This window comes from Salmonella sp. 32082101201600294FB01SM01, assembly GCF_017572865.1.
GTDB lineage: Bacteria > Pseudomonadota > Gammaproteobacteria > Enterobacterales > Enterobacteriaceae > Salmonella > Salmonella enterica.
The window spans coordinates 574185-600525 of record NZ_JAGESB010000002.1; the positions used below are offsets into that span (position 1 = coordinate 574185).

Annotated in this window: 22 protein-coding genes and 1 other RNA gene; 8 read left to right on the forward strand and 15 right to left on the reverse strand. The window is 51.1% G+C overall.

Annotated features, from left to right (window positions below):
• Positions 1 to 217 precede the first annotated feature (217 nt).
• The 3 genes from J4645_RS12525 (at position 218) to J4645_RS12535 (ending at position 2153) form a co-directional block, all read left to right on the forward strand.
• Positions 218 to 610, forward strand: a complete 393-nt coding sequence (locus J4645_RS12525) for a DoxX family protein (RefSeq protein WP_001592732.1) — start codon at positions 218 to 220, stop codon at positions 608 to 610.
• Between the two features lie 67 nt (positions 611 to 677).
• Entirely contained in the window at positions 678 to 1664 is a 987-nt protein-coding gene (locus J4645_RS12530; RefSeq protein WP_023214435.1) for a glutathione S-transferase family protein, read from the forward strand.
• 123 nt (positions 1665 to 1787) lie between these two features.
• Positions 1788 to 2153 (forward strand): DUF805 domain-containing protein, encoded by a 366-nt coding sequence (locus tag J4645_RS12535; RefSeq protein WP_000384139.1) that lies wholly within the window; start codon positions 1788 to 1790, stop codon positions 2151 to 2153.
• 38 nt (positions 2154 to 2191) lie between these two features.
• Here the strand turns inward: J4645_RS12535 and yhaJ are convergent, their stop codons facing one another.
• A complete protein-coding gene (gene yhaJ, locus J4645_RS12540) occupies positions 2192 to 3088 on the reverse strand; it encodes a DNA-binding transcriptional regulator YhaJ (protein ID WP_001041026.1) in 897 nt (298 codons plus the stop codon).
• A gap of 104 nt (positions 3089 to 3192) precedes the next feature.
• Between yhaJ and J4645_RS12545 the strand changes: the two genes are divergently transcribed.
• Both J4645_RS12545 and J4645_RS12550 read left to right on the forward strand, forming a co-directional pair.
• The gene (locus J4645_RS12545) at positions 3193 to 3894 is read left to right on the forward strand and encodes a pirin family protein (protein ID WP_000633549.1); all 702 of its coding nucleotides are present in this window, start codon (positions 3193 to 3195) and stop codon (positions 3892 to 3894) included.
• A gap of 23 nt (positions 3895 to 3917) precedes the next feature.
• On the forward strand, positions 3918 to 4082 hold the full coding sequence (locus tag J4645_RS12550) for a hypothetical protein (protein WP_000039326.1): 165 nt from the start codon (positions 3918 to 3920) through the stop codon (positions 4080 to 4082).
• A gap of 112 nt (positions 4083 to 4194) precedes the next feature.
• On the opposite strand, the gene J4645_RS12555 is transcribed toward J4645_RS12550, so the two are convergent.
• The 12 genes from J4645_RS12555 to garL all read right to left on the reverse strand — a co-directional run bounded on the left by J4645_RS12555 (position 4195) and on the right by garL (position 20088).
• Positions 4195 to 5505 carry a serine dehydratase subunit alpha family protein gene (locus J4645_RS12555; protein WP_000463082.1) on the reverse strand — a complete coding sequence of 437 codons (1311 nt, stop codon included), beginning with the start codon at positions 5503 to 5505 and terminating at the stop codon, positions 4195 to 4197.
• A 25-nt stretch (positions 5506 to 5530) separates the two neighbouring features.
• Positions 5531 to 6862: an amino acid permease gene (locus tag J4645_RS12560; RefSeq protein ID WP_000443189.1), complete on the reverse strand. Its 1332-nt coding sequence runs from the start codon at positions 6860 to 6862 to the stop codon at positions 5531 to 5533.
• Between the two features lie 315 nt (positions 6863 to 7177).
• The gene (gene tdcG / locus J4645_RS12565; RefSeq protein ID WP_000622071.1) at positions 7178 to 8542 is read right to left on the reverse strand and encodes an L-serine ammonia-lyase; all 1365 of its coding nucleotides are present in this window, start codon (positions 8540 to 8542) and stop codon (positions 7178 to 7180) included.
• Between the two features lie 69 nt (positions 8543 to 8611).
• Positions 8612 to 10906 carry a formate C-acetyltransferase gene (gene pflB / locus J4645_RS12570; protein WP_000867316.1) on the reverse strand — a complete coding sequence of 765 codons (2295 nt, stop codon included), beginning with the start codon at positions 10904 to 10906 and terminating at the stop codon, positions 8612 to 8614.
• A gap of 33 nt (positions 10907 to 10939) precedes the next feature.
• The gene (gene tdcD, locus J4645_RS12575; RefSeq protein ID WP_001527989.1) at positions 10940 to 12148 is read right to left on the reverse strand and encodes a propionate kinase; all 1209 of its coding nucleotides are present in this window, start codon (positions 12146 to 12148) and stop codon (positions 10940 to 10942) included.
• Between the two features lie 66 nt (positions 12149 to 12214).
• On the reverse strand, positions 12215 to 13546 hold the full coding sequence (gene tdcC / locus J4645_RS12580) for a threonine/serine transporter TdcC (RefSeq protein WP_000108129.1): 1332 nt from the start codon (positions 13544 to 13546) through the stop codon (positions 12215 to 12217).
• A gap of 20 nt (positions 13547 to 13566) precedes the next feature.
• Positions 13567 to 14556 carry a bifunctional threonine ammonia-lyase/L-serine ammonia-lyase TdcB gene (tdcB, locus tag J4645_RS12585; protein WP_000548368.1) on the reverse strand — a complete coding sequence of 330 codons (990 nt, stop codon included), beginning with the start codon at positions 14554 to 14556 and terminating at the stop codon, positions 13567 to 13569.
• A gap of 97 nt (positions 14557 to 14653) precedes the next feature.
• Entirely contained in the window at positions 14654 to 15592 is a 939-nt protein-coding gene (gene tdcA / locus J4645_RS12590; RefSeq protein ID WP_001094907.1) for a transcriptional regulator TdcA, read from the reverse strand.
• Positions 15593 to 16751: 1159 nt separating this feature from the next.
• Positions 16752 to 17126, reverse strand: an RNA gene (gene rnpB, locus J4645_RS12595) — RNase P RNA component class A.
• Positions 17127 to 17158: 32 nt separating this feature from the next.
• Positions 17159 to 18304 (reverse strand): glycerate 2-kinase, encoded by a 1146-nt coding sequence (garK, locus tag J4645_RS12600; protein WP_000706458.1) that lies wholly within the window; start codon positions 18302 to 18304, stop codon positions 17159 to 17161.
• Between the two features lie 97 nt (positions 18305 to 18401).
• Complete coding sequence (gene garR, locus J4645_RS12605; RefSeq protein ID WP_000178106.1) at positions 18402 to 19292, reverse strand: 2-hydroxy-3-oxopropionate reductase; 891 nt, start codon at positions 19290 to 19292, stop codon at positions 18402 to 18404.
• 25 nt (positions 19293 to 19317) lie between these two features.
• Positions 19318 to 20088 carry a 2-dehydro-3-deoxyglucarate aldolase gene (gene garL / locus J4645_RS12610; RefSeq protein ID WP_001057715.1) on the reverse strand — a complete coding sequence of 257 codons (771 nt, stop codon included), beginning with the start codon at positions 20086 to 20088 and terminating at the stop codon, positions 19318 to 19320.
• Between the two features lie 529 nt (positions 20089 to 20617).
• Between garL and garD the strand changes: the two genes are divergently transcribed.
• Positions 20618 to 22189 (forward strand): galactarate dehydratase, encoded by a 1572-nt coding sequence (garD, locus tag J4645_RS12615; RefSeq protein WP_001273723.1) that lies wholly within the window; start codon positions 20618 to 20620, stop codon positions 22187 to 22189.
• Between the two features lie 239 nt (positions 22190 to 22428).
• On the opposite strand, the gene J4645_RS12620 is transcribed toward garD, so the two are convergent.
• On the reverse strand, positions 22429 to 23376 hold the full coding sequence (locus J4645_RS12620) for a sugar kinase (protein ID WP_001027806.1): 948 nt from the start codon (positions 23374 to 23376) through the stop codon (positions 22429 to 22431).
• A gap of 10 nt (positions 23377 to 23386) precedes the next feature.
• Complete coding sequence (locus J4645_RS12625; RefSeq protein WP_001118368.1) at positions 23387 to 24220, reverse strand: DeoR/GlpR family DNA-binding transcription regulator; 834 nt, start codon at positions 24218 to 24220, stop codon at positions 23387 to 23389.
• Positions 24221 to 24553: 333 nt separating this feature from the next.
• Here J4645_RS12625 and J4645_RS12630 point away from each other — a divergent pair, with 333 nt between their 5' ends.
• Together J4645_RS12630 and pfkB are read left to right on the forward strand one after the other, a co-directional pair.
• Positions 24554 to 25408, forward strand: coding sequence for a tagatose bisphosphate family class II aldolase (locus J4645_RS12630; protein ID WP_000469985.1), 855 nt, complete (start codon positions 24554 to 24556; stop codon positions 25406 to 25408).
• Between the two features lie 10 nt (positions 25409 to 25418).
• Complete coding sequence (gene pfkB / locus J4645_RS12635; protein WP_000640685.1) at positions 25419 to 26333, forward strand: 1-phosphofructokinase; 915 nt, start codon at positions 25419 to 25421, stop codon at positions 26331 to 26333.
• Positions 26334 to 26341 lie beyond the last annotated feature (8 nt).

Below are 26341 nucleotides of genomic sequence, written 5' to 3' on the forward strand. Positions count from 1 at the left end.
GGTTATAGCCCGATTACACCTGGTGGCGCGATACTTTTATGCATATCGTCTCTTTAGCAATCACTCAAATTTTTTGAAAAAATTTGGCAATTTTCCTTGCTAACAATTCCTGTACGCCACGTTTATGATTCTCTCCAGCGATAACAATGACGCGCTAAACCGCGCCATTGCTCATGAAAATAGCAGCAGCAGCCGAATCGGCCTCCTGGAGAATAAAATGAAAAAATTAGAAGATGTTGGTGTACTGATAGCGCGTATTTTAATGCCAGTTCTGTTTATTACCGCAGGATGGGGAAAAATTAGCGGCTATGCGGGCACACAACAGTATATGGAAGCGATGGGCGTACCAGGATTCCTGCTGCCGCTCACCATACTGCTTGAGTTCGGCGGCGGTCTGGCGATTCTGCTGGGGTTCCTCACCCGCACCACTGCGCTTTTTACCGCTGGTTTTACGTTGCTGACGGCATTGATCTTCCATAGCAATTTTGCAGAAGGTGTAAACTCGCTGATGTTTATGAAAAACCTGACCATTGCCGGCGGATTCTTATTACTGGCGTTAACCGGGCCTGGCGCGTTCAGCCTTGACCGTCTGCTGAATAAAAAGTGGTAAGCAATCTATACTCAATTAAAAAAGCGAGGGAATAGCGCCTCGCTTTTGTCATCTGAAGGAGAGAGACATGGGACAACTGATCGATGGCGTCTGGCACGACACCTGGTATGACACCAAATCTTCCGGGGGGAAATTTCAGCGTTCAGCGTCGGCTTTCCGCAACTGGCTTACCGCTGACGGCGCGCCCGGACCTTCCGGCGAAGGCGGATTCGCCGCAGAAAAAGATCGTTACCATCTGTACGTTTCCCTTGCCTGCCCCTGGGCGCATCGCACGCTCATTTTCCGTAAACTGAAAGGTCTGGAGCCATTTATTCCGGTTTCCGTCGTGAATCCATTGATGCTGGAAAACGGCTGGACGTTTGATGATAATTTTCCGGCGGCCACCGGCGATACCCTCTATCAGCATGAATTTCTCTACCAGTTGTATCTGCACGCCGATCCACACTACAGCGGCCGCGTCACCGTGCCGGTCTTATGGGATAAAAAAAATCATACTATCGTCAGCAACGAGTCCGCCGAAATCATTCGTATGTTTAACTCCGCCTTCGATGGGCTGGGCGCTAAAGCCGGGGATTACTATCCCCCCGCGCTGCAAAGCAAAATTGACGAGTTAAACGGCTGGATTTATGACAACGTTAATAACGGCGTTTATAAAGCAGGCTTCGCCACCAGCCAGCAAGCGTATGATGAAGCGGTAGAAAAGGTGTTTACTGCGCTGGCGCGCCTGGAGCAGATTCTCGGACAGCACCGCTATCTGACGGGCGACCAGTTGACCGAGGCGGATATCCGCTTATGGACGACCCTGGTACGCTTTGATCCGGTTTACGTGACTCATTTCAAGTGCGACAAATACCGAATCAGCGACTACCTGAATCTATACGGTTTCCTGCGCGATATCTATCAAATACCGGGCATTGCTGAAACCGTTAATATGGACCATATTCGTCACCACTATTTCCGTAGCCATAAAACGATTAACCCCACAGGTATCATTTCTATCGGACCGTGGCAGGATCTGCTCGAACCTCACGGGCGCGACGTGCGCTTTGGCTAATTTCAGGCGTCCTCCGGGACGCCTTATTAATTAATACCACAAATATTTACCAGCATTTCATTCGCGGCTATTCTTAGTTTGATTACTTTAAAAACAAGTGATTGAACCATTATTGAGGCGAAAATGGATTGGTATTTAAAGGTTTTAAAAAATTATCTGGGATTTGGCGGCCGCGCGCGACGCAAAGAGTACTGGATGTTTATTCTGGTCAATATCATCTTTACCTTTGTGTTGGGCCTGCTGGACGCCATGCTTGGCTGGCAACGCGCCGGGGGTGAAGGCGTTCTGACCACCATTTACGGCGTTCTGATCTTTTTACCGTGGTGGGCCGTGCAGTTCCGTCGTCTGCATGACACTGACCGCTCCGCATGGTGGCTACTGTTGCTACTTATCCCCATTATCGGCTGGCTTATCATCATCGCGTTCAACTGCCAGAATGGTACGCCGGGCGACAACCGCTTCGGCCCCGATCCGAAACGTTTTTCCTGATGGCGGCGCGGCGCCGCTTTTAAAGCGCCGCGCGCTATTTATTTTCCGGCGAATAGCTTAGGTATTTCCCGCAGGCACCAGGCTTTTGCCTCCCCCATACTGTCGCGCCGCCAGGCCATAATAATATCGATTTCGCTGGTCGATTCCGGGCTGACCACGCGTAGCCGCCCTTCGGCAATATCCTGTTCCACCATCGAATATGGCATGGTCGCGACGCCAAGCCCGGCCAGCAGCGCCTGACGTTTATCTTCAATCGTGCTTACCGTCAGACGTGGCTGCTTATCCAGCAGTTGCACCGTTAATACCGGCCGCTCGCGCGCGGTATCCGCTACCGCTACGCCGCGGTATTTAACCCGCGTCACTTCCGAAAGCGGCTCCGGCTCCTGATGAATAGGGTGGTCAGGCGCGGCGACATACACATTCATTAACGTATACAACTTACGGGAGTTAATTTCCGACGACGATCGAAAATGCATATCCGGGGCGATAACGATATCCGCCCGTCCCTGCTCAAGCCGCTCCCATGCGCCAGCCAGTACTTCGGTAATCAATGAAAGCTGCGTATTGGCTTTAGCGGCCAGCCGGTCGATCAGCGGAAAAAAAGCAGGCGTCGGTACCAGAGCTTCAGTGACCAGCGTCAGATGCGTTTCCCAACCACGGGCCAACGCTTCAGCATCCGTCGTTAACTTGTCTGCCGCTTCCAGCAATACCCGCCCGCGTTCCAGCAGCATACGCCCGACGTTGGTGAATTTTGTACGATGGCCGGAGCGATCGAACAGTACAACGTCCAACTCTTCTTCCAGCTTCTGCATGGTGTAACTCAGCGCGGAGGGCACCCGCCCCAACTCATCAGCCGCTGCGGCAAAACTGCCCCGGCGGTCAATGGCGTCCATCACACGCAATGCTTCAAGCGTCAGCGCTCTCTCTTTAGCCATAACGTTCTCATTCAGGAAATTTGAACATACCGGGCAGAATATCTGGCTAACAATGCAGCGTCCAGCCCCTTAACATAAAAGGAAGTAAAGAGAGGTTAATAACGATGATTACGACCCGAACCGCCAAACAATGTGGACAGGCAGACTACGGATGGCTACAGGCCCGCTATACCTTCTCCTTTGGACACTATTTCGACCCTACACTGCTGGGCTACGCGTCGTTGCGCGTACTGAACCAGGAAGTGCTGGCGCCGGGCGCCTCTTTTCAGCCTCGAACTTATCCAAAGGTGGATATTTTAAACCTGATTCTGGACGGCGAAGCGGAATACCGCGACAGCGACGGCAACCATGTACAGGCTAAAGCGGGCGAAGCGTTGCTGCTCGCCGCGCAGCCGGGCATTAGCTACAGCGAACATAATCTCAGCAAAGTTAAGCCGTTAACCCGAATGCAACTGTGGCTTGACGCCTGTCCTGAACGGGAAAACGCGCTGGTACAAAAAATCCCACTCCTGGCGGCGCAACAACAGCTTCTTGCCTCGCCCGACGGTGAGCAAAACAGCTTACAACTGCGCCAACAGGTCTGGGTACATCATATTACGCTGGAGAAAGGCGAATCGCTTAATTTCCAGCTTCACGGGCCGCGCGCCTATTTGCAGTCGATTCACGGTACGTTCCACGCGATGACGCACAACGAAGAACGCGAGGCGTTAACCTGCGGAGATGGCGCATTTATTCGTGATGAACCTAACATTACGCTGGTTGCCGATACGCCGCTGCGCGCATTACTGGTAGATTTACCGGTGTAGCCAGCCAGAAAAGGAGTCGCAAGATGAGCAAAAAATCGGCGAAGAAACGTCAGCCCGTGGTAAAACCTGCCGTACAGGAGGCGATGAGCGCCACTGTGCCGCTGGGCTATGAAGAGATGCTAACCGAACTGGAAGCCATCGTGGCGGACGCCGAAGCCCGGCTGGCAGAAGAAGAGGCCGCAGCCTGAAATCATGCCGGATGGCGGCGCAAGCGCCCGATCCGGCTTAGAACAGGTAGACCCGATAAGCGCAGCGCCATCGGGCAACACGCTGCCCCGACGTCATGCCGGGGCGTTATTATTAATGCGCTTTACTGGCCATAATCTCGATGATCTGCTTGTCTGTCTGCTGCATTGAGCGACACGCCAGCGAACACAAATTCGAAATAGATTGTTCGACATTGTGCGCCACAATCCCTTCGTTTCCGGTCACCGCCGTATCATCCAACGCCATCAGTACGGCTTTCCACGCCGCCGACGCGCTGGTAGAGACTTTCATCGCACAGCTATTCGACGCGCCATCGCAAATCATCCCGCTGACATCGCCGATCATACTGCTGATAGCCATTGCGATAGTGTCATAACGACCATCTATCAGCCACGCCATACCCGCCGCCGCGCCCATCGCCGCCGTAGTTGCCGCGCACAGCGCCGACAAACGCGGAAGCTGATGGTGAATATAGATAGCGCTCAAATGCGATAACATTAGCGCGCGCGCCAGGCGCTCGTCATCGGCACCGACATGTTCAGCAACCACCATGACTGGCACCGTGGCGGTAATCCCCTGGTTGCCGGAGCCGGAGTTGCTCATCGCGGGCAACGTGGCGCCGCCCATTCTGGCGTCTGACGCCGCGCTGGTACGGATCAAAATCGCCGTGGAGAGATCTTTCGCCAGCAGACCGCGATCGCACTGTTTGGCCAGCGTCGAACCGATATGCAGCCCCCAGGAACCACGCAGTCCCTCCTGCGACAACGCGCCGTTTAGCCTGGCCGCATCCAGAATAAAGCGGATAGCGTCAAAGGGCACCGCATTCACAAACGCCAGGATCTCTTCCAGCGAGGTATGAGACAGCACTCCCAGCGGCGAGGTTTTTTCTTCTTCCTGCGCATTATCGGCCTGGGTAAATACCACGCCCTTGTCGGTTTCTATCCGCACAATGTTTGTATGATCGCCGACGATCGTGACACATGCCCAGCTATTGCCGCTATACACTTTCGCCCGTGAAAACAGGATATCGTTACATGGCTCCTGCAACATCACTGCGACATGTCCGGCGGCCAGCATCGCTTTTGCATTGGCAACGGCTTTAGCGGAAGCGTCTTTTAACACCTCCAACCCGGCTTTCGCATCACCGCCCAACGCGCCAAGCGCCGCGGCGATCGGTAGCCCTACCATTCCCGTTCCTGGAACGGTAACGCCCATACCATTTTTCATCAGATTAGGCGAAACCCACGCGTCAATGCGTTCAACTGTGCCGTCAAGTTCAGCCGCCGCCGCCGCTGCCGCCAGCGCCAGTGAAATTGGCTCAGTACACCCCAGCGCCGGTTTTACTTCTTCCTGTACGGCCAGGATAAAACTTTGCCACAATGGATTTATTTTAGATTCAAACATAACAACAACCTTAATCTCAGGTATATCAAGAGAATGCCAGGAACGGAGAAACGCATAGCAGCAGACCGGTAATAATAATCAGGTACAACGAAGCGCCTTTATATTTGTGCAATGCGGGAACCTTGTAGACCAACCATGCCGGAATTAAACAGCCCACCATACCGAAGATAGGGCTACAAATAGAGGTGAAGCTCAGTACCGGCGCGTTGAGCACAATGGCGCTCCAGGCCAGCAAAATAGCGAAAATCATAATGCCGCGCTGTACCAGATTTTCCTTAATCTTCTCGGCGGGCATTTTGCGGCGCAGGATATTCATCACAATGCCTTGCGTCGCTTCGCGGAATCCTAAGTAAACGCCAAAGAAGGCGGTCATGACGGCAAAGATGTTCAGAATTACGCTAACCACTTTGACCCAGCCAGCGCCATCGCCGCTAATAAACTGCGCGGCGATCGCCAGGGCGGAAATATTCTGCTCGTAGGCTTTCACCGCTTCGTCATGCCCCATCGCCAGGGTGAAGGAAACCGCATAGAAAAATACGGTAACGAACAAGACGCCAAACGCGATATTCATGGCGCGCAACGCTTTATGACGTGCGACCTCAATAGATTTTTCGCGTGAACGGTAAGAGATCACCATTGGGCTTAACGTCTGGATAAATAAAATCGAGGTCAGCGTAAATGGCAGGGTAATAATGGCGTTTTTAATCAGCAGGGCCATCGGCGGCAGCGCGCCAATGTTATACAGATGCCACATACCCACCATGGAGACGCCCAGCGCCGCTACTACCAGTAGCTTGGTCAGCACCATGCCGGTGGAAATTTTGAACAGTAATTTTTCACCGCGTGAGGAAATCGCCACCAGGATGCAGATCAGCACCAGACCATAAAACGGACTATCGGAAAGTAATCCTTCCGTTACGCCGAAAGTATGCAGATAAGAGGCGCTGTCGTTAGTAATCGCCGTAGAATAGACGAACATCCAGATGACGAGCATTACAAAGTACAGCGCGCCTAATAAAATACCCCAGTTTTTGCCCAGATAGCCGCTGATCACGCTGGGGTAGTCTTTACATTCCGGGGATTCCGCCAGCGTATTAATAAACAGCCGCTGGAACAGGTACATGGCCGGATAGCCAATAATAGAAGAGAGTAAAAAGACCCAAAGTCCCATCAGGCCAACCTGGACAGGAAGAAAAACGATTCCTGCGCCGATCGCCATCCCGATACTCATAATGACCCAACCGGTGTCGGTACTATCAAATTTGATGGCTTCACGCCATTCGCTTTCTGTCATCCCTGCCCGACGCGCCGGGGCTGATGCGTCGAGGATTACGCTGGTATTACTAGCCGATTCCATAAAATTCTCGCTCAATGTGTAGGTAGAGGTTTTTTTTATTTTTCGTGCCGCAGCAAGGCGATATGCAGAACGTGAGGTGCAGGTACTTTCTTGTAATAAGAAAATCATACGCGCACGATAAGAGAAAAACTTACCAATAAAACACCTGCATTTCTTGTGGGTTAAGAATTCTTTTCTATTTACTATTGGTTTAATGTTGTTATTTTCTCTATTTGACGCACATCACAACAAAAAAGGGCGCACATTGGTGCGCCCTTTTCTCAGCTTCTGTCTTCTGCGTTATCCCATAGCCTGCTCACTCTGCGCCTGTCGGGCCTATCCACAAACGACTTTAATCGCCAGACCGCCGCGCGACGTCTCGCGATATTTGTCGTTCATGTCTTTACCCGTTTCGTACATGGTTTCGATCACTTTATCGAGCGAAACCCGCGGCTCAGAGGTTCGGCGTAGCGCCATTCGCGCCGCATTTACCGCTTTAACGGCGTTAATCGCATTACGTTCAATACAAGGGATTTGTACCTGACCCGCCACCGGGTCACAGGTGAGGCCAAGGTTATGCTCCATCGCAATTTCCGCCGCAATACAGACCTGCGCCGGGCTGCCGCCCAGCAGTTCTGTCAGCCCCGCCGCCGCCATCGAACACGCGACGCCAACCTCGCCCTGACACCCCACTTCCGCGCCGGATATCGAGGCGTTCATCTTGTACAGCATGCCAATCGCCCCCGCCGACAGCAGATAGCGGGCGATAGAGTTGGCATTGACCGGACGACGGAATTTGTCGTAATAGGCCAGCACCGCAGGAATAATGCCGCACGCGCCGTTGGTCGGCGCGGTGACCACTCGCCCGCCCGCCGCGTTCTCTTCGCTCACGGCCAGGGCGAACATGTTAATCCAGTCGATGACGTTCATTGGATCGCGGGAGAGATTATCGCTGGAGACCAGCAGACGCCGTAACGCTACCGCGCGGCGTGGAACGTTCAGCGGCCCCGGCAGCACGCCCTCAGTATTCATGCCACGTTCAATTCCGGTCGCCATCACCTGCCAGATGCGGGCAAAGCCAGCGTCAATCTGCTCTTTGCTCCGCAACGCCAGTTCATTTTGCATCATCAGACCGGAAACCGAGAGCCCCTGTCTTTCACACAGCGTCAGCAGTTCGCTGGCGGAATGAAAATCATACGGCACCGATTTTTCTACGTCGTGCGACTGACCAAAGCGTTCCTCTTCGACAATAAAGCCGCCGCCAATAGAGTAATACGTTTTGTGTAAAAGCGGCGTTTGCCCGTGCCAGGCGGTAATTCGCATACCGTTTTCATGGCGCGCCAGGGTTTCAGCGTGAAAGAGAATACTGTCGGCGACGGGAAAATCCACCACATGCGCGCCACCCGCCACCGATAAACGGCTGCTGCGGGCAACCTCCTGGATAAACGCCGGAATGCTATCAATATTGACATCCTGCGGCGTATTGCCTGCCAGGCCCATAATGATGGCGGTATCGGTCGCGTGGCCTTTGCCCGTCAGCGATAGCGATCCGTAAAGATCAACCGTGATGCGCGTCGTTCGCGGCAGGTCGCCGCTGTCGATCAGCCGATCGATAAAACATTTTCCTGCATTCATTGGCCCTACGGTATGGGAGCTTGAAGGTCCAATGCCAATCTTAAAAATATCAAATGCGCTAATCATATCTCCCCCTAAGATTACCGTTCAGTGAAGATCCGTCGCGGGGCGATCCACACGATCGCCCCGTTCACGTTACATCGCCTGAGTAAAGGTGCGCGAAATAACGTCCTGTTGCTGCTCACGAGTCAGCGCATTGAAGCGCACGGCATAGCCGGAAACGCGGATCGTCAGGTTCGGGTAGTTTTCCGGATGTTCAATCGCATCCAGCAACATTTCACGGTTCATGACATTGACGTTCAGATGCTGCCCGCCTTCTACCTGTGCTTCATGATGGAAATAGCCGTCCAGCAGGCCGACAAGATTGGTTTTCCGCACCGCATCTTCTTTCCCGAGCGCCGCAGGCACAATCGAGAAGGTGTACGAAATACCGTCTTTGGCGTAGGTAAACGGCAGTTTCGCCACCGACGTCAGCGAGGCTACCGCCCCTTTGCGGTCACGACCATGCATCGGGTTCGCCCCCGGCGCGAATGGCGTTCCGGCGCGGCGTCCATCCGGCGTATTGCCGGTCTTCTGCCCGTACACGACGTTCGAGGTGATGGTCAAAATGGACTGCGTCGGCACCGCATTGCGATACGTCGGCAACACGCTAATTTTTTGCATAAAGCGTTTCACCAGGTCGCAGGCGATGCTGTCCACGCGCTCATCGTTGTTGCCGTACTGCGGATACTCGCCTTCAATAGCGAAGTCGATGGCAAGGCCATTTTCGTCGCGAATCGGCTTCACCTGAGCGTACCTGATGGCGGACAGGGAATCCGCCGCCACCGACAGTCCGGCGATGCCGCACGCCATCGTCCGATACACATCACGGTCGTGCAGCGCCATCAGCGAAGCTTCATAGCTGTACTTATCGTGCATGTAGTGAATGATGTTCAGCGCGCTAATGTACTGCACCGCCAGCCAGTCCATAAAATGGTCGAGGCTCTCCATTACTGCGTCGTAATCCAGCACCTCATCCGTTAACGGCGCGGTTTTCGGCCCGACCTGGATTTTCAGTTTCTCATCAACGCCGCCATTGATAGCGTACAGCAACGTTTTGGCAAGGTTGGCGCGCGCGCCGAAGAACTGCATCTGCTTACCGATGACCATCGGGCTGACGCAACAAGCGATGGCGTAATCGTCGCTGTTAAAATCGGTACGCATTAAATCGTCGTTTTCATACTGCAAAGATGAGGTCACGATGGAGACCTGCGCAGCATATTTCTTGAATGCCACCGGCAACGCTTCAGACCACAGTATGGTCAGGTTCGGCTCCGGCGCTGGCCCCATCGTGTGCAGGGTATGCAGATAACGGAAGGAGTTCTTCGTCACCAGCGTGCGGCCATCAAGCCCCATCCCGCCAATAACTTCGGTGGCCCAGATCGGATCGCCGGAAAAGAGCGAGTCAAATTCCGGCGTGCGCAGGAAGCGCACCATGCGGATCTTCATGATGAAATGGTCGATCAGTTCCTGCGCCTGCTGCTCTGTCAGAAGGCCCGCGTTGAAATCGCGCTCAATGTAGATATCAAGGAACGAGGCGGTTCTTCCCAGCGACATTGCACCGCCATTTTGTGATTTTACCGCCGCCAGATAAGCGAAGTAGAGCCACTGTACCGCTTCCTGCGCGTTTCGCGCCGGGCGGGAGATATCGTAGCCGTATTTCGCCGCCATCTCCTGCATTTGCAGCAGCGCGCGACGATGCTCCGCCAACTCCTCACGCAGGCGAATCGTCGCCTCAAGATTCTGTCCCCGCTCCAGATTCGACTGCAGGTCGGCGAATTGCAGCTCGCGTTCGCGCACCAGATAACGGATGCCATACAGCGCGACGCGGCGATAATCGCCAATAATGCGCCCGCGACCATAACCATCCGGCAAACCGGTTAATACGCCGGATTTACGGCAGCGCAGCATATCCGGCGAGTAAACATCGAATACGCCCTGATTATGGGTTTTCCGCAGGTCGGTAAAGGTATATTCAAAATCGGCGTCCATTTCGCGGCCATAAGCGTGGAATGAACTTTTAATCATGTTAACGCCGCCAAACGGATGCAAAGCGCGTTTAAGCGGCTTATCCGTTTGTAAACCAACGATTTTTTCCAGATCTTTTTCAATATATCCCGCATCGTGCGCGGTAATCGTCGTCGCGATGTTGGTATCGAAATCCACCGGCGCATGGGTCGCGTTCTCGATACGTATTCCCGCCATCACCTTTTCCCACAACGCCGTGGTCGCTGGCGTCGCGTCGGCGAGAAAAGATTCATCCCCCTCATAGGGCGTATAGTTATGCTGAATAAAATCACGGACATTAATTTCTTCTTTCCAGTCCGTACCTTTAAAATCACGCCATGCTTCGGCATACAGCATATCGCTGGTATCGATATTTACCTTCATGAAAAATAATCTCTCTACAGAACAGCCGTTAAGTTATGCAAATTCCACTGGTGCTTTCACGTTGCCTAAATGAATGGCATCAAGAGCAATCATTTTCTCTTCATTCGTGGGAATAACAGCGCAAATAACCTGAGAAGGGTTAGCGGAAATAATGCGCTCGCCGTGAGAATTCGGCTGCTTATTCATTTCAACGTCTAACGTAAGCCCCAGCACGCCCAAATGTTCAATTACCAACTGGCGAATTAATACTGAATTTTCACCAATACCGCCGGTAAAAATAATGCCATCCAACCGATGTAACGATGCCGCGTGTCCGGCAATATGACGGGCGATACGGTGGACAAATGTTTTTATCGCTAACCGGGCGCGCTCATGTCCTTCGTGCCAGGCTTTTTCCAGGACTCTAAGGTCGGATGACAACCCGGAGATGCCGAGCAAACCGGACTCTTTATTCACCACTCGCTCCAGATCGCTCAACGTCTGCCCGGTTTCTTTGGCTATCCACGCCATCGCGCCGAAATCAACGTCGCCGCTGCGAGTGCCCATCATCAGCCCCTCAAGCGGCGTCATCCCCATTGAGGTATCCACGCTCTGACCATTGCGTACCGCGCAGATAGACGCCCCATTGCCCAGATGCGCGACAATCAGACCCGAGTTTTTTTCATCGAGATCGAGTAGTTCATACGCGCGCCGCGAAACATAGCGATGCGACGTACCGTGAAAGCCGTAGCGACGCACACCCAGGCTGGAAAAATACTCCCACGGCAATCCGTACAAATAGGCTTCCGGCGCCAGCGTCTGGTGGAAACTGGTATCAAATACCGCCACCTGACGCACGGCCGGGAAAAGGTGCCGCGCCGCGTCAATGCCGCTTAAATTAGCGTAATTATGCAGCGGCGCCAAAGGCGATACCCGACGAATATTATCGATAATCTCATCGGTAATAATGACGGACTGTGTAAATAGCTCTCCACCGTGCGCAATACGGTGACCAATTAATGCCACGCTATCCGTTAAATCACGTTTTTCCAGCTCAAAGGCAATGGCTTTTAACGCGTCCTCATAATTAGAGTGCGCGAGGTGTATCGGCTTATCGCCATTAATAGATAAAAAGGCGTTTTCAGTATTCATCCCATCTGCTATTCCCGCCATTAAAACATCACAGGTAGCGACATCCAGTACAGAGAATTTGATAGAAGATGAGCCGCAATTAATGACCAGAACGACCGGAAATTCATTCATGTAGTGCCCCCGTCGATGTCAGCCTGCGTCCGCGCCCTGGGGCGAAACGCAGGCTAAACGTGAGGATTAGAACAATTTGTAGACAATATTCAGGATGGTCAGCAGACCAATCAGGGTGACGAACACGTTATCCAGACGACCACGGTACTTCGCCAGCGACGGCGCTTTACGAATGGCGTACATCGGCAGCAGGCATAACAGCGAGGCGATAATCGGCGCGCCCATCGCTTCAATCAGGTCCAGAATGTTCGGGTTTGCGTAAGCTACGACCCAGGTAGACCCCATAATGAAGATCATGCTGATGGTGTTAAGCTTGCCCATAGAGACTTTGGTTTTATCGCCTTTATAACCGAATTTCAGCACCAGGCCGTTCAGCCCTTCCAGCGTCCCCAGGTAGTGACCGAAGAAAGATTTGAAAATAGCAACCAGCGCGATGATAGACGCGCCATACTCCAGCACCGTTGCAAAAGTAGATTTTGTCCCCGACAAAGAGGCGAAATGGTTGGCCAGGTAGGAAAGTACCGGAATGTTCTGCGCTTTCGCATCCGCCATGTTCTGCGGAGAGAGCGTAAACAGGCAGCTAAAGGCGAAGAACATCACCACGGCGACCATCAGCATACTGGCGCGCGAGATGATCTGTGAACATTTCCGCTCGGTAAATTCGCGACCAAACTCTTTCTCATACTCTTCACGCTTAGACACCACGAAGGAAGAGACGATGGGCGAAAAGTTAAAGGAGAACACCATGATAGAGATGCCCAGCCACACCGTAACCAGTATGCCATCATGCCCGGTCAGCGCGATATTACTGAGATCAACCTGATCAATAACCGCCGAGTTCCAGTAAGGAATCAGCGATAATGAGATTAGCACCAGACTGGCGATAAACGGCCATACCAGGTAACTCATCACCTTAACCATCAGATCTTTACCAAACCAGATCACAAAGGCCATCAGCAGCAGCAAGAACAGCGCCACGAAACCGCGATTCAACGCTGGCATCTGCAACTGGTTTTCCCAAAACGTCATGAACGTATTAGTAATGGTGACGCCATAAATCCACAGCAGCGGACAAATCGCAAAGAAGTAAAGGAACGTGATAACTACCCCGCCCGTTTTACCAAAGTGCTCTTCGACCGTTTCCGTAATATTGCCGGACGGATTAGATCCGGATAAACACAGACGCGCCAGCGCCCGGTGACAATAGAACGCAATGGGGTAAGCTAAAACCAGCATCAGCAGAATGGGGATAAGCCCGCCAAACCCGGCGCGGATAGGGAAAAACAGCACCCCGGCGCCAATGGCGGTACCAAATAAACCCAGCGTCCACGTCGTGTCCGATTTACGCCATGACGACTGTTTTGCCTGGCTGGATACAATGCTATCAGTAGTACTCATATCCTATCCTCACGAAAAGATTAAGCGTCAACTAAACCCGTAATTTGTGATACACGAGAAAGATCGATATTGCCGCCAGAAATAATACTGACCGTTTTTCTGTTCTGAATATGGCTATCTAATTTCCCGCTTAATAGTGCGGCGCAGGCCAGAGCGCCAGCGCCTTCAGTAATAACCTTATTGCGCTGAATTAAAGCGATCATGCTGTTACGAATTTCATCTTCGCTAACCAGGACAATGTCATCGACTAATTCACGAACGATTTCATAGGTTAAATTACCCGGGCGGGAGACATCACAACCATCCGCCAGGGTGCCGGTCGTTCGGTGCGTGGTTATTTCGCCAGCGTAATAAGACGCCGCCATACCGTGAACATTTTCGGCCTGTACGCCGATAACTTTAATGGTCGGGTTAATCGATTTAATCGCAATGGCAATACCTGCAATTAAACCGCCGCCGCCAATAGGCACGATGACATTATCGACATCGTACAGATCTTCCATAATTTCCAGACCAATAGTGCCCTGTCCGGCAATGACTTTTGGATCGTCGTAAGGCGGAATAAAAATGCGGCCTTCGGTTTCGACAATTTCACTCACCTTAGCAATGGTGTCATTGAAGTTGTCACCGTGGAGCACCACTTCCGCCGAATAATCACAGGTGGCCGCCACTTTTGACTTTGGCGCGCCCTTCGGCATCACGACTTTGCCGTCAATACCCAGCATTGCGCAAGAAAGAGAAACGCCCTGTGCATGATTACCTGCGGAACAGGCCACGACGCCTTTACGTTTTTCCGCCTCCGTTAACGAGCTAAGTTTGTTAAAAGCGCCACGAATTTTAAATGAACCCGTACGCTGCATATTTTCAAACTTGAGAAATATTTCGCCTTTGCAACGTTCACTAAAATAGTTAGAGCGAGGCATTCCCGTTTTATATATCTTCCCCGCCAGTCTTTTTTTCGCTTCGAGGATATCTTCAATTGCAACCGGGAGATCGTATGTAATGTGCATTATAACCTCTTAACCTGGGTATTAAAAATAAGTTACCGTTGCCCACTGTTCAAAAGAAACAGTTGGCGTCAATCTCGCTAAATATGTTTATTCCATATCATTCAATTTCTATTAACTGCCTGCGTCTGCATCCATTATATGATGAATATTGCTTAGCCAATTCTACTAATACTGAAGCGGCTTTTTTGATACGATAATTTTTAGACCATACCGCCGCATAACGTGCGACGGGTAACGTGTCTTTTATGGGTATCGTGATAAATTGATTAGAGCCAAAAGGCGTGGTCATATCGCAGGGAATAACAGTTAAGAAATCAGCATTGAGAACAAGATTATATATTGTGACAACGGAATCTGTTTTAACAATGTTTTCGATGCTGATGCCATTTCGTTGTAGAGTGGTGAGTAATTCGCTGTAGTAGCCCATATTCGTTTGCGGCAACACCCACTGTTCGTCCTTTAACGATTCCAGTGTGATGGTGCCGGTGCATGTTCGGGACTTGCTGGCTACCAGGACAAACTCTGATTCAAACAGCGGCTCGACATGCAGATCCTGTAGCTGCATTTCATTACTGAGCGTACCAATAGCAAAGTCCAGCCGCCCGTCGCGCAGGGCCGGCAGGAATGAAGAGAGCTGGGCTTCGTACATGGATACCTGCGCTTTTGGAAAGACCTCTTTGAACTTATGAATCATATCGGACATGAAGGTAAAGCCAATCAGCGAAGGAAAACCAAACGAGACGTCGACAACGGTATTGCACGTCATACTGTTCATCTCGTTGATCATGTTTTTCATTTCGCGGGTGATAGATTCAGACCAGGAAAGCAGTACCTGTCCCGCTTCGGTCAACGTAACGCCGGTATTTTTGCGTACAATTAGCTCAACGCCAAAATAGGCCTCAACATCGCTAATGATTTTACTGACGGCGGGCTGGGTTAACCCTAACGATTTTGCGGCAGAACCGATAGAACCACTTCTAATGACTTCCTGAAAGACCACCAAATGCTGTGTTTTAGGGAGAACAAGAGTATTCATATCTACCGCTCTGAAATAACATTGTGAACGGCAGGAAGTGTAGCAAATTAAATCTTAAAGGTTATGTGCGACCACTCACAAATTAACTTGCCGCAATTTTTACATGGTCTTTATTAAATAAATAAAACCTATTATTTCAATAAGTTGCAAAAACAAAGCAGTAACTTAGTCTGATTTCAATCAAAAAACAGGGTCGGGATAACGATATATTATGGCGATAACCAGTCTATTTTACCTCCTATTTTCGACGTCCTGTGAAGACGATATTTCAATCAATTACGGGACATTTTATCGACAATTCCAGCGTTAAATTTAAAGTGTAATTTCTCAAATTTAAGTATAAACCGGAGGTAAATGCGCTTAAAAACCGTTACGCGTCACATTTTTTTACCTTATTTGTTTGTAAAGAAACATTTAATAAAATTTTAACCAAAATATTTCATACATTTAATTTTCATTTACAACAAATAATTTACACCGCTTTCTTGCTGTTTTTCAGGATGTAATTTTGTGAAAGAAATCGATTGCTTTTCACTTCAACTAAAAAGAGCGCAGTCTATAGCGTTTTGTGTTTCTCATCACAAAAACGAATAATATTATGTCACCACGGCTGTCAATTAATTGCCGGATAGTGACGCTGGCGTCTTCTGCAACCTCTATACCCTTCACCGGCCTGATAAGCAAAAACCCGCCGAAGCGGGTTTTATGAAGAGGTGAAACTGACCGATAAGCCGCTTTCTTTTGGGTATAGTGTCGTGGACAGTCATTCATCCTGTCGCCCTGTAAAAGCAAAAACCCGCCAGCTTACACTGACGGATTTTATGAAGAGGTGAAACTGACCGATAAGCCGCTTTCTTTTGGGTATAGCGTCGTAGACAGTCATTCATCCTGTCGCCCTGTAAAAGCAAAAACCCGCCGAAGCGGGTTTTATGAAGAAGTGAAACTGACCGATAAGCCGCTTTCTTTTGGGTATAGCGTCGTGGACAGTCATTCATCCTGCCGCCCTGTAAAAGCAAAAAACCGCCAGCTTACACTGACGGGTTTTATGAAGAGGTGAAACTGACCGATAAGCCGCTTTCTTTTGGGTATAGTGTCGTGGACAGTCATTCATCCTGTCGCCCTGTAAAAGCAAAAACCCGCCGAAGCGGGTTTTATGAAGAAGTGAAACTGACCGATAAGCCGGGTTCTGTCGTGGACAGTCATTCATCTAGGCCAGCAATCGCTCACTGGCTCAAGCAGCCTACCCGGGTTCAGTACGGGCCGTACCTTATGAACCCCTATTTGGCCTTGCTCCGGGTGGAGTTTACCGTGCCACGGACTGTTACCAGCCGCGCGGTGCGCTCTTACCGCACCCTTTCACCCTTACCTGATCCCACTTACGTGGGCCATCGGCGGTTTGCTCTCTGTTGCACTGGTCGTGGGTTTCCCCCCCAGGCGTTACCTGGCACCCTGCCCTATGGAGCCCGGACTTTCCTCCCCTCCGCCCGTCTCCCCGAAAGGACGACGACGAAGCGGCGACTGTCTGGTCAGCTTCGGCGCGCAGTATAGAGGGTTCGCGCGACTTTGTCACCCTGCGCTGCGCATTCCTATCGCCAGAGCAGCAGCAACATTTCTGGATGCCCGATAAATATTGTCAAAAGCGCCCCGAAAAGCCTCCTCCAGCGTCACGATGCGCGTGAGTACGCTAAAGACAGCGTCGATGCCATAGTGATGCACTATCCCTACATCGTGCGTCAGGCTGCCGGCAATGCCAATCACTGGCTTATGATATTTTTTCGCCACATTCGCGACGCCAATCGGCACTTTACCGCGAATACTTTGGCTATCAATCCGCCCTTCTCCCGTCACCACCAGCGTACAGTCGTGGATATGCTCCTCCAGGTTCAGTGCCGCCGTGACAATTTCGATCCCGCTGCGTAATTCCGCACCGAGAAAAGCCATTAACGCCGCCCCCATACCGCCTGCCGCGCCTGCGCCGGGCGCCGCCTTTACGTCGACATTCAGCGATTTTTTTATGATGTCGGCATAGTGAGCAAGATTTCTGTCCAGCTCAACAATGTTCTCTTCGGTCGCGCCTTTCTGCGGCCCAAAAATTCGTGATGCGCCGTTGTCGCCGATCAGAGGATTAGAGACATCGCAAGCGACACGAATAGCGCAGAGTTTTAAACGGGGATCGAGCTCTGAAATATCAATGTCGCTTAGACAATGAAGGCTTCCGCCACCGTAACCGATATCCGCGCCGTTTGCATCGCGCAGTTTTGCGCCCAGCGCCTGCATCATCCCTGCGCCGCCGTCATTTGTCGCGCTGCCGCCAATGCCGATAATGATATTGCTTGCGCCGCTTTCCAGCGCCTGCAATATCAGCTCCCCCGTTCCCCGCGAGGTAGTAATCAAAGGGTTGCGTTTTTCTGGCGGAACCAGCGCCAGTCCGCTGGCCGCCGCCATTTCAATAAACGCGGTTTTACCATCCCCGGACATTCCCCAGCAGGCTTTCACTTTTTCACCCAACGGCCCGGTCACCCATGCGGCGCGTTCAACGCCCTGCGTCGCGGCAATCATGGCTTCGACCGTTCCTTCGCCGCCATCGGCAACCGGAACAGAGACATATTGCGCATCGGGGAAAATTTCCCGAAATCCTTTTTCTATCGCCTGCGCTACCTCGGCGGCAGAAAGGCTTTCTTTGTAGGAGTCGGGGGCAATTACGATTTTCATAGTGGTAGCCTGTTACTGCACAACGCCGGATGGCGTTTCACTTATCCAGCCTGAAATTCAGGCCCGGATCGCTACACGCCATCCGGGCACAACGTCGTTAGCGAGTGACTTCCACTTTCGCCAGTTTTTCGTAGTAGCACGCCAGCGCGCTATGGTCGTCATTACCGTGTCCATCCGCGCGTAACGCCTGCATCATTTCCATAACGGCGGCGGTCAGCGGGAGCTGCGCGCCAACGCCGTGGGAGGTATCCAGCGCATTCGCCAGATCTTTAATGTGCAGATCGATACGGAAACCTGGCTTAAAGTTTCGGTCCATGACCATCGGCGCTTTCGCATCCAGTACCGTGCTGCCAGCCAGACCGCCGCGAATCGCCTGATAGACCAGATCCGGGTTGACGCCCGCTTTAGTCGCCAGCGTCAGCGCTTCAGACATGGCGGCGATATTCAACGCCACGATCACCTGGTTAGCCAGTTTTGTGACGTTGCCTGCGCCGATATCGCCGGTATGCACCACGGAACCCGCCATCGCTTTCATCAGGTCGTAGTACTTGTCGAAAATGGCTTTATCGCCCCCCACCATCACCGACAGCGTGCCATCAATCGCCTTCGGCTCGCCGCCGCTGACCGGCGCATCCAACATCTCAACGCCCTTCGCCTTCAGCGCATCGCTGATTTCACGGCTTGCCAGCGGCGCGATAGAACTCATATCAATCAATACGGTTCCCGGCTTCGCGCCTTCGATGATACCGTTCTCGCCCAGCGCAACCTCTTTCACATGCGGAGAGTTAGGCAGCATCGTGATGATGACGTCACACTGTTCAGCGATCGCCTTCGCCGTAGAGGCCGTTTCCGCGCCTGCGGCAATGACGTCGGCAATCGCTTCAGGATTACGATCGGACACCACCAGCGAATACCCTGCTTTCAGTAAGTTTTTGCTCATGGGCTTACCCATGATGCCTAAGCCAATAAAGCCAACTTTCATCGTCATAGCGTTCTCTCTTTCCATACCAGGATTATTTTTTAAAGGTGTCGGCAAGCTTCTGCGTGCTGGCGCGGAATGCGCCTAAATCGCTGCCAACGGCGACAAAGGTCGCGCCCCATTCCAGATAACGGCGGGCATCCGCCTCTACCGGCGCCAGAATGCCGCACGGTTTACCGTGCGCTTTAGCGCGGGCGAAAATATGTTGAATCGTCTGCTGCACGTCAGGGTGAGAAGCATTGCCGAGATGACCCAGCGCGGCGGCCAGATCGCTGGGGCCGACAAAAATGCCATCAACGCCTTCCGTTGCGGCGATGGCATCAACATTGTCGACACCCAACTGGCTTTCGATTTGAACAATAATGGTGATGTTTTTGTTCGACTGCGCAAAGTAATCAGGCACCGTACCGAACATATTCGCGCGGTGAGAAACGGAGACGCCGCGAATGCCTTCCGGCGGGTAACGCGTCGAGGCGACGGCGCGAGCCGCTTCCTCTTGCGTTTCAACAAAGGGGATCAGGAAGTTATAAAACCCAATATCCAGCATCCGTTTGATAATGACCGGTTCATTGGTTGGCACACGTACTACAGGCGCGCTGGCGCTGCCTTTCAATGCCATTAGCTGCGGAATTAAGGTGGTCACATCGTTCGGCGCATGTTCGCCATCCAGCACCAGCCAGTCAAATCCCGCCAGACCGAGAACTTCGGTGGTGATTGGGCTTGCCAGTGCAGACCAGCAGCCAATCTGCACCTGTTGCGCCGCCAGCGCCGCTTTAAACTTATTAGGGAAAATAGCGTTATTCATCGCTTATACCTTCGCTTATTTCTTTAATTCTCTACATGTGATGCCGCCACCATAACTTATAGCAACGACAATAAAATGCTTATCTGAAATCAGAATGGATCTCCACATTCTATTTCTAATGTGGTACACATCCTGTAGCACAATATACCGTTCTGATATCTTTATCGTCTTTTATTATTATCATGGTATTTTCAAATAACTCGTCAGATACACTGAATTCGCCATTCAGTATAAACAGCCTATGGCGGATAATCATTGTGCAAACGCTCATTAAAAAGGGATTATTTAACGCTTATTTTTGAGCATACGCCCATGATACTGGGCGCTAATGCACACATTTACGCTTTACCCGGCCTACATAAAAAATTTCATAATTTGCGGTGATCTGGATCACATTCTTATATTTATACTCCTGTCATTCTTATTTCATTATGCATGAACTTTATTTCTTATATTGAGATTTAACGATTTAACCATAACCAAAATAGATAATCCTATTTCTATCATCCAGGCTGGAGAATGTTGAACAATGGCCAATATCGAAATTCGCCAGGAATCGCCATCGGCGTTTTATATAAAAGTACATGAAACCGATAATGTCGCAATTATTGTTAATGACCACGGTCTTAAAGCCGGAACACGTTTTCCGGATGGCCTGGAACTGACTGAACATATTCCGCAAGGCCATAAAGTCGCTCTGACGGATATCCCCGCTCACGGCGAAATCATCCGTTATGGCGAAGTCATCGGTTATGCGGTACGCGACATCCCGCGCGGAAGCTGGATCGACGAGTCGCTGGTTGAACTGCCAAAAGCGCCGCCGCTGAATACGCTACCGTTGGCGACCAAAGTACCGGAACCGCTGCCGCCGCTGGAAGGCTATACGTTTGAGGGCTATCGTAACGCCGATGGCAGCGTCGGCACCAAAAATCTGCTTGGCATTACCACCAGCGTGCACTGTGTGGCGGGCGTGGTCGATTATGTGGTGAAAGTGATTGAGCGCGATCTCCTGCCCAAATACCCGAATGTCGATGGCGTTGTAGGGCTAAACCATCTGTACGGCTGCGGCGTGGCAATCAACGCGCCGGCGGCGGTCGTGCCGATTCGCACGATTCATAATATCGCGCTCAACCCCAATTTTGGCGGCGAAGTGATGGTGATTGGCCTCGGTTGCGAAAAACTGCAGCCGGAACGGCTGCTGGAAGGCACCGAGGATGTTCCCGCCATCGCCGTTGAAAGCGCCAGTATTGTGCGTTTACAGGACGAGCAGCATGTCGGCTTTAAATCAATGGTCGACGATATTTTGCGGGTCGCCGAACGCCATCTGACGAAACTGAACCAGCGCCAGCGCGAAACCTGCCCGGCCTCCGAGCTGGTCGTCGGGATGCAGTGTGGCGGCAGCGATGCGTTTTCCGGCGTCACGGCAAACCCGGCGGTGGGTTATGCTTCCGATCTGTTGGTACGCTGCGGCGCGACCGTCATGTTCTCGGAGGTCACCGAAGTGCGCGATGCCATTCATCTTCTGACGCCGCGCGCCATCAACGAAGCCGTGGGTAAACGCCTGCTGGATGAAATGGCCTGGTACGATAACTATCTTGATATGGGGAAAACCGATCGCAGCGCTAACCCGTCCCCTGGCAACAAAAAAGGCGGCCTGGCGAACGTCGTGGAAAAAGCGTTGGGCTCTATCGCTAAATCGGGTAAGAGCGCCATTGTCGAAGTATTATCGCCGGGCCAGCGCCCCACCAAACGCGGCCTGATTTACGCCGCGACGCCCGCCAGCGATTTCGTCTGCGGCACGCAGCAGGTCGCTTCCGGCATTACCGTACAGGTCTTTACCACCGGACGCGGCACGCCTTACGGGCTGATGGCGGTGCCGGTCATTAAAATGGCGACGCGTACCGAGCTGGCGAACCGTTGGTATGACTTAATGGATATCAATGCAGGCACCATCGCCACGGGTGAAGAGACAATCGAAGATGTGGGCTGGAAGCTGTTTCACTTTATTCTCGATGTCGCCAGCGGCCGGAAAAAGACTTTCTCGGACCAGTGGGGATTGCATAACCAGCTGGCAGTGTTTAACCCGGCACCTGTGACCTGATCTATTCTGGAAAGCGCCTCGCAAAACATGGCTTAAGGGCCATGTTTTCATATGTTTGATAAACTGCGCCATGTTCATACCGGATATGGCAAAAACACCCACTCCACCATAAAAGCATTAAAATTCAATAAATTGAAATTCTCTGCCAGGCGCAACATTACGTTTCTCACTAATTTGAGTCGCAGCACATGCAATTTGAGGTATGTCGAATATAACGACAGCCTATTAATCACCTTTACTCAATTCTGCTGCATCATCAATTCTTTAATTTGTGCCAGCGTGGACGTGCCTTCCATCGGCCCACGCGCAGAGATAGCCAGCGATCCTGCGGCATTAGCATGGGCTAAAGCATCGGGTACGGAATATCCCGCAAGAAACAGGCTAACAAAGGTTGCGCCAAAGCAATCGCCAGCGCCTGTAGGATCAACCACCTTCACCGGATACCCAGCCACATGATGTTGTTCGTCTTTTGAATAGTAACTGGCTCCACGGGCGCCACGTTTAATGATGACGTGGGCAATTCCACGCTTGTGAAGCCTTGCGACAATTTTCTCTTCATCGCGGGATTTACTCAGGCCGAAATAATCCAGTTCGCCATCGCTTGGCAGGAAGAAATCCGTGTAATCAAGAATGTATTCAAAGGCCTGCGACATTTCGCGGATCTTTAGCATCTCTTTACGGATATTAGGATCGAAAGAAATTGTGCCACCATTTTCTTTTACAATGCTAATCGCCTTGCGTACGGCATCGATCAAACGAAAGGAAAATAATGACGATCCCATAATATGAAAGTGGCGATATTGTCTGAGTAATGTTTCATCAAGGTGATCGGCACTCAGCAAACCGCACGCACTGTCCGGCATGTTGAAAATAAAATCGCGCTGGGCCTGGCTTCGGTAGCTGACAAAAGCACTGCCTGTTGTGGCGTTCGGCAGTACGGAAATTCCCTGTACATTTACGCCATCGCGCGACAAGCGGGTAATATTCATAACGCCAAAGGCATCGTTGCCAACACAGCTAAACAACAATGAACGAAAACCAAGTTTAGCAACCTGATCGGCAAATATGGCGGGCGCCCCACTGGGATACGGCCCCCAAAATTCTCCCGGAGAGGAAAATCCCTGGTTCTCTTTTTTTGCCAGAAACTCGACGAGCAATTCACCCAATGTTGCGATTGTTATGTTCATGCGTTGTCCTTCATCTTGCCTGATGCAGGGTCGGGTTTATCCAGGTCAGACATTCGTTATTGGTATAACTGTTGGTTAAGCCGTCGGCCAGAAACCGTGAGTGGTACTCAGCGGCGACAATCTGTGGCGTAATAATCGCGCTCAGCGTATTCAGTTTCCCTACCGGATAACGCGCCACATCATGAATCGGACGCTGCGCCACCACGGCAATACTCTGTCCACTAAGGCGCAGGCATTCACTTAGCAAAGCAGCTGCACTTTCGTTTTTCACGTTGAGCGTGCCATCCTCGCTGATATGGTCTACCATCACCAGACAACATGACGGTTGAAATTGTTGCAAAGATTGGATGGCGATTTCGCCCCCCAGCGCCTGGCCACTACGCCCCAGTACACCGCCCAACAACACAATTTCACCATCGATATAATCACGGGCCGGCGCAACATGGCTAAGATCGTTGATGATAAGGCACAGATCCCGATAATCGCCCAGGAAAGGAAGCGCTTTACGCAACACCTCTCCGGCCCCCAGAAACACGGTATCGTCGTCGCAGACCAGACGGGCAACCTGCTTAGCCAGTTCCAGCTCTACGCTATGCTCTAACGCCTGCGACTGCACCACTTCATGGCTTACCGCTGCTCTGACGGGTTGGGCCGTGTAAATCGCTCCGCCAAAGGAGCGTTTCAGATAGCCTTGTTGCTCCAGGTAATTGAGATCATTACGGATCGTTACCCCTGAAACCGATAACATTTCAGCCAAATCGTCTACTTTTATTTCGCCGTTTTTACGGACGATTTCGGCAATGTCCAGACGCCTTTTCAACAGGCTGGTAGATGGTTTTGCCACAACATACCCTTTTTTTCCGCTTCGTCGGGAAGTTATCCCGTGCTTTAACTTTCATTTTTAAACTTCTGACAGGGGATGTCAATTTTGCACCACGTCACCGAATGCTCAATGGAAAACACAACAATAAAATCAATTAATTATAGAATTTTCACGTCTCCTATTTACTTACAAAACAAAATTTAAATCCACATTTTTGCTTTCATTTAAGAAAAATTATCCTGCTTTTGTGTCGATGATCACAATCATGTGTGGCAATGATCGTTACATTACTTTCAAAACGAAGGTTATTTTTATTTTAAACTTTAATTTCGAAAGTTATAAACGGAGACCACTATGTTCATTATTTCCAGTAAAAATATGCTCCAGAAGGCCCAGCATGCAGGCTATGCCGTGCCAGCCTTTAACATCCATAACCTGGAAACCTTGCAGGTGGTGGTAGAAACCGCCGCAGAAATGCGCTCACCGCTGATCGTTGCCGGAACACCAGGCACGTTTAGCTATGCCGGAATGGGTAACATTGTGGCGATCGCGGGCGATCTGGCTCGTGAATACAATCTGCCACTGGCCATTCATCTGGATCATCATGAATCGTTAGCCGATATCGAAAGCAAAGTTATGGCAGGGATCCGTTCAGTCATGATCGATGGTTCCCACTTTCCCTTTGAAGAGAATGTGGCGCTGGTGAAAAGCGTGGTCGATTTTTGCCATCGCTACGACACCAGCGTGGAGGCAGAACTGGGCCGCCTTGGTGGGATCGAAGATGATTTAGTGGTAGACAGCAAAGATGCCCTTTACACCAATCCACAGCAAGCACGTGAGTTTGTGGCGCGCACCGGCATTGATTCGCTGGCGGTTGCTATCGGCACGGCACACGGCATGTATGCCGCTGAACCTAAACTTGATTTTGAGCGACTGGCAGAAATACGCGCTCTGGTGGATATCCCTCTGGTATTGCATGGGGCATCTGGTTTGCCGGAAAGCGATATTCGCCAGGCCATCAGCCTTGGGGTATGCAAAGTCAATGTTGCCACCGAACTGAAAATCGCCTTCTCCGACGCCTTAAAAGAGTATTTCCTGCAAAACCCGAAAGCCAATGATCCCCGCCACTATATGCAACCAGCAAAACAGGCGATGAAAGAGGTGGTACGCAAAGTAATTCATGTTTGCGGCTGTGAAGGGCAACTGTGAGGAATCGCCTGTGATCTACACGCTAACACTTAATAGCGCGATTGATATGAATATATTTAGCGATCCTTTACAGCCAAATATTGTCAATCGCACTCACCACACCGAGTTTTGCCCAAATGGTAAAGGGGTAAATGTTGCGCTGGTTCTGGATCACTTTCAAATACCTGCGCATATATTAGGAATTTTTGGAGGTTTCACCGGGCATTATATTGTAGAAAGCCTGCGTACCCGAAAAATGCCAGTCACACCAGCATGGGTAGAAGAACCCACGCGGATTAATATTTTCATTCATGACGGGCAGCAGGAATATAAACTGATCAACCCTGGCTCATATATTCCAGATGAATGTAAACAACAAATCATCACGATTATTTCTCAACTGCCCGATGCAGAATATCTGGTGATAAGCGGCAGCCTGCCACAAGGTATTGAAAGCCGCTTTTACGCAGAAATTATGCATATTTGTCAGCAAAAAAATATCGGCGTAATTTTAGATATTAGTCATCCGTCATTACGTCAGTTACTGGAGTTCAAACCGTTATTAATTAAACCAAATGATGAAGAGGTTAAAGCAATATTCGGTTTAACTGTCTCTGACGACAATGATGCGAAAAATACTCTTACCACTTTACATGCACTTGGTGCACAAAATGTTCTGCTAACCCTTGGCGCTAAAGGAATGTATTTCTCCAATGGGATTGATTACTGGTTTTGTAGCGCGCCAACAGTTGATTTGGTGAGCTCCGCCTGTGCAGGCGATGCTGCACTGGCCGCCTTTCTCAGCCAGTGGTTATCTACAGGAGAAGTGGAATATGCCTTATCTCTTGCCAGTGCAACAGGAGCTGATGTCGCAAGTTCTGCCGGATTAGGCCAACTTGCGGCAATAGAAACCTTACTTTCGCAAATCCACGTCAGAAAGCTGTAGGTTAAATT

Bases quoted from the DNA above. Each gene is read 5' to 3' on its own strand.
- J4645_RS12525 (WP_001592732.1), top strand. From the start codon at position 218: ATGAAAAAATTAGAAGATGTTGGTGTACTGATAGCGCGTATTTTAATG.
- J4645_RS12530 (WP_023214435.1), top strand. From the start codon at position 678: ATGGGACAACTGATCGATGGCGTCTGGCACGACACCTGGTATGACACC.
- J4645_RS12535 (WP_000384139.1), top strand. From the start codon at position 1,788: ATGGATTGGTATTTAAAGGTTTTAAAAAATTATCTGGGATTTGGCGGC.
- yhaJ (WP_001041026.1), bottom strand. From the start codon at position 3,088: ATGGCTAAAGAGAGAGCGCTGACGCTTGAAGCATTGCGTGTGATGGAC.
- J4645_RS12545 (WP_000633549.1), top strand. From the start codon at position 3,193: ATGATTACGACCCGAACCGCCAAACAATGTGGACAGGCAGACTACGGA.
- J4645_RS12550 (WP_000039326.1), top strand. From the start codon at position 3,918: ATGAGCAAAAAATCGGCGAAGAAACGTCAGCCCGTGGTAAAACCTGCC.
- J4645_RS12555 (WP_000463082.1), bottom strand. From the start codon at position 5,505: ATGTTTGAATCTAAAATAAATCCATTGTGGCAAAGTTTTATCCTGGCC.
- J4645_RS12560 (WP_000443189.1), bottom strand. From the start codon at position 6,862: ATGGAATCGGCTAGTAATACCAGCGTAATCCTCGACGCATCAGCCCCG.
- tdcG (WP_000622071.1), bottom strand. From the start codon at position 8,542: ATGATTAGCGCATTTGATATTTTTAAGATTGGCATTGGACCTTCAAGC.
- pflB (WP_000867316.1), bottom strand. From the start codon at position 10,906: ATGAAGGTAAATATCGATACCAGCGATATGCTGTATGCCGAAGCATGG.
- tdcD (WP_001527989.1), bottom strand. From the start codon at position 12,148: ATGAATGAATTTCCGGTCGTTCTGGTCATTAATTGCGGCTCATCTTCT.
- tdcC (WP_000108129.1), bottom strand. From the start codon at position 13,546: ATGAGTACTACTGATAGCATTGTATCCAGCCAGGCAAAACAGTCGTCA.
- tdcB (WP_000548368.1), bottom strand. From the start codon at position 14,556: ATGCACATTACATACGATCTCCCGGTTGCAATTGAAGATATCCTCGAA.
- tdcA (WP_001094907.1), bottom strand. From the start codon at position 15,592: ATGAATACTCTTGTTCTCCCTAAAACACAGCATTTGGTGGTCTTTCAG.
- garK (WP_000706458.1), bottom strand. From the start codon at position 18,304: ATGAAAATCGTAATTGCCCCCGACTCCTACAAAGAAAGCCTTTCTGCC.
- garR (WP_000178106.1), bottom strand. From the start codon at position 19,292: ATGACGATGAAAGTTGGCTTTATTGGCTTAGGCATCATGGGTAAGCCC.
- garL (WP_001057715.1), bottom strand. From the start codon at position 20,088: ATGAATAACGCTATTTTCCCTAATAAGTTTAAAGCGGCGCTGGCGGCG.
- garD (WP_001273723.1), top strand. From the start codon at position 20,618: ATGGCCAATATCGAAATTCGCCAGGAATCGCCATCGGCGTTTTATATA.
- J4645_RS12620 (WP_001027806.1), bottom strand. From the start codon at position 23,376: ATGAACATAACAATCGCAACATTGGGTGAATTGCTCGTCGAGTTTCTG.
- J4645_RS12630 (WP_000469985.1), top strand. From the start codon at position 24,554: ATGTTCATTATTTCCAGTAAAAATATGCTCCAGAAGGCCCAGCATGCA.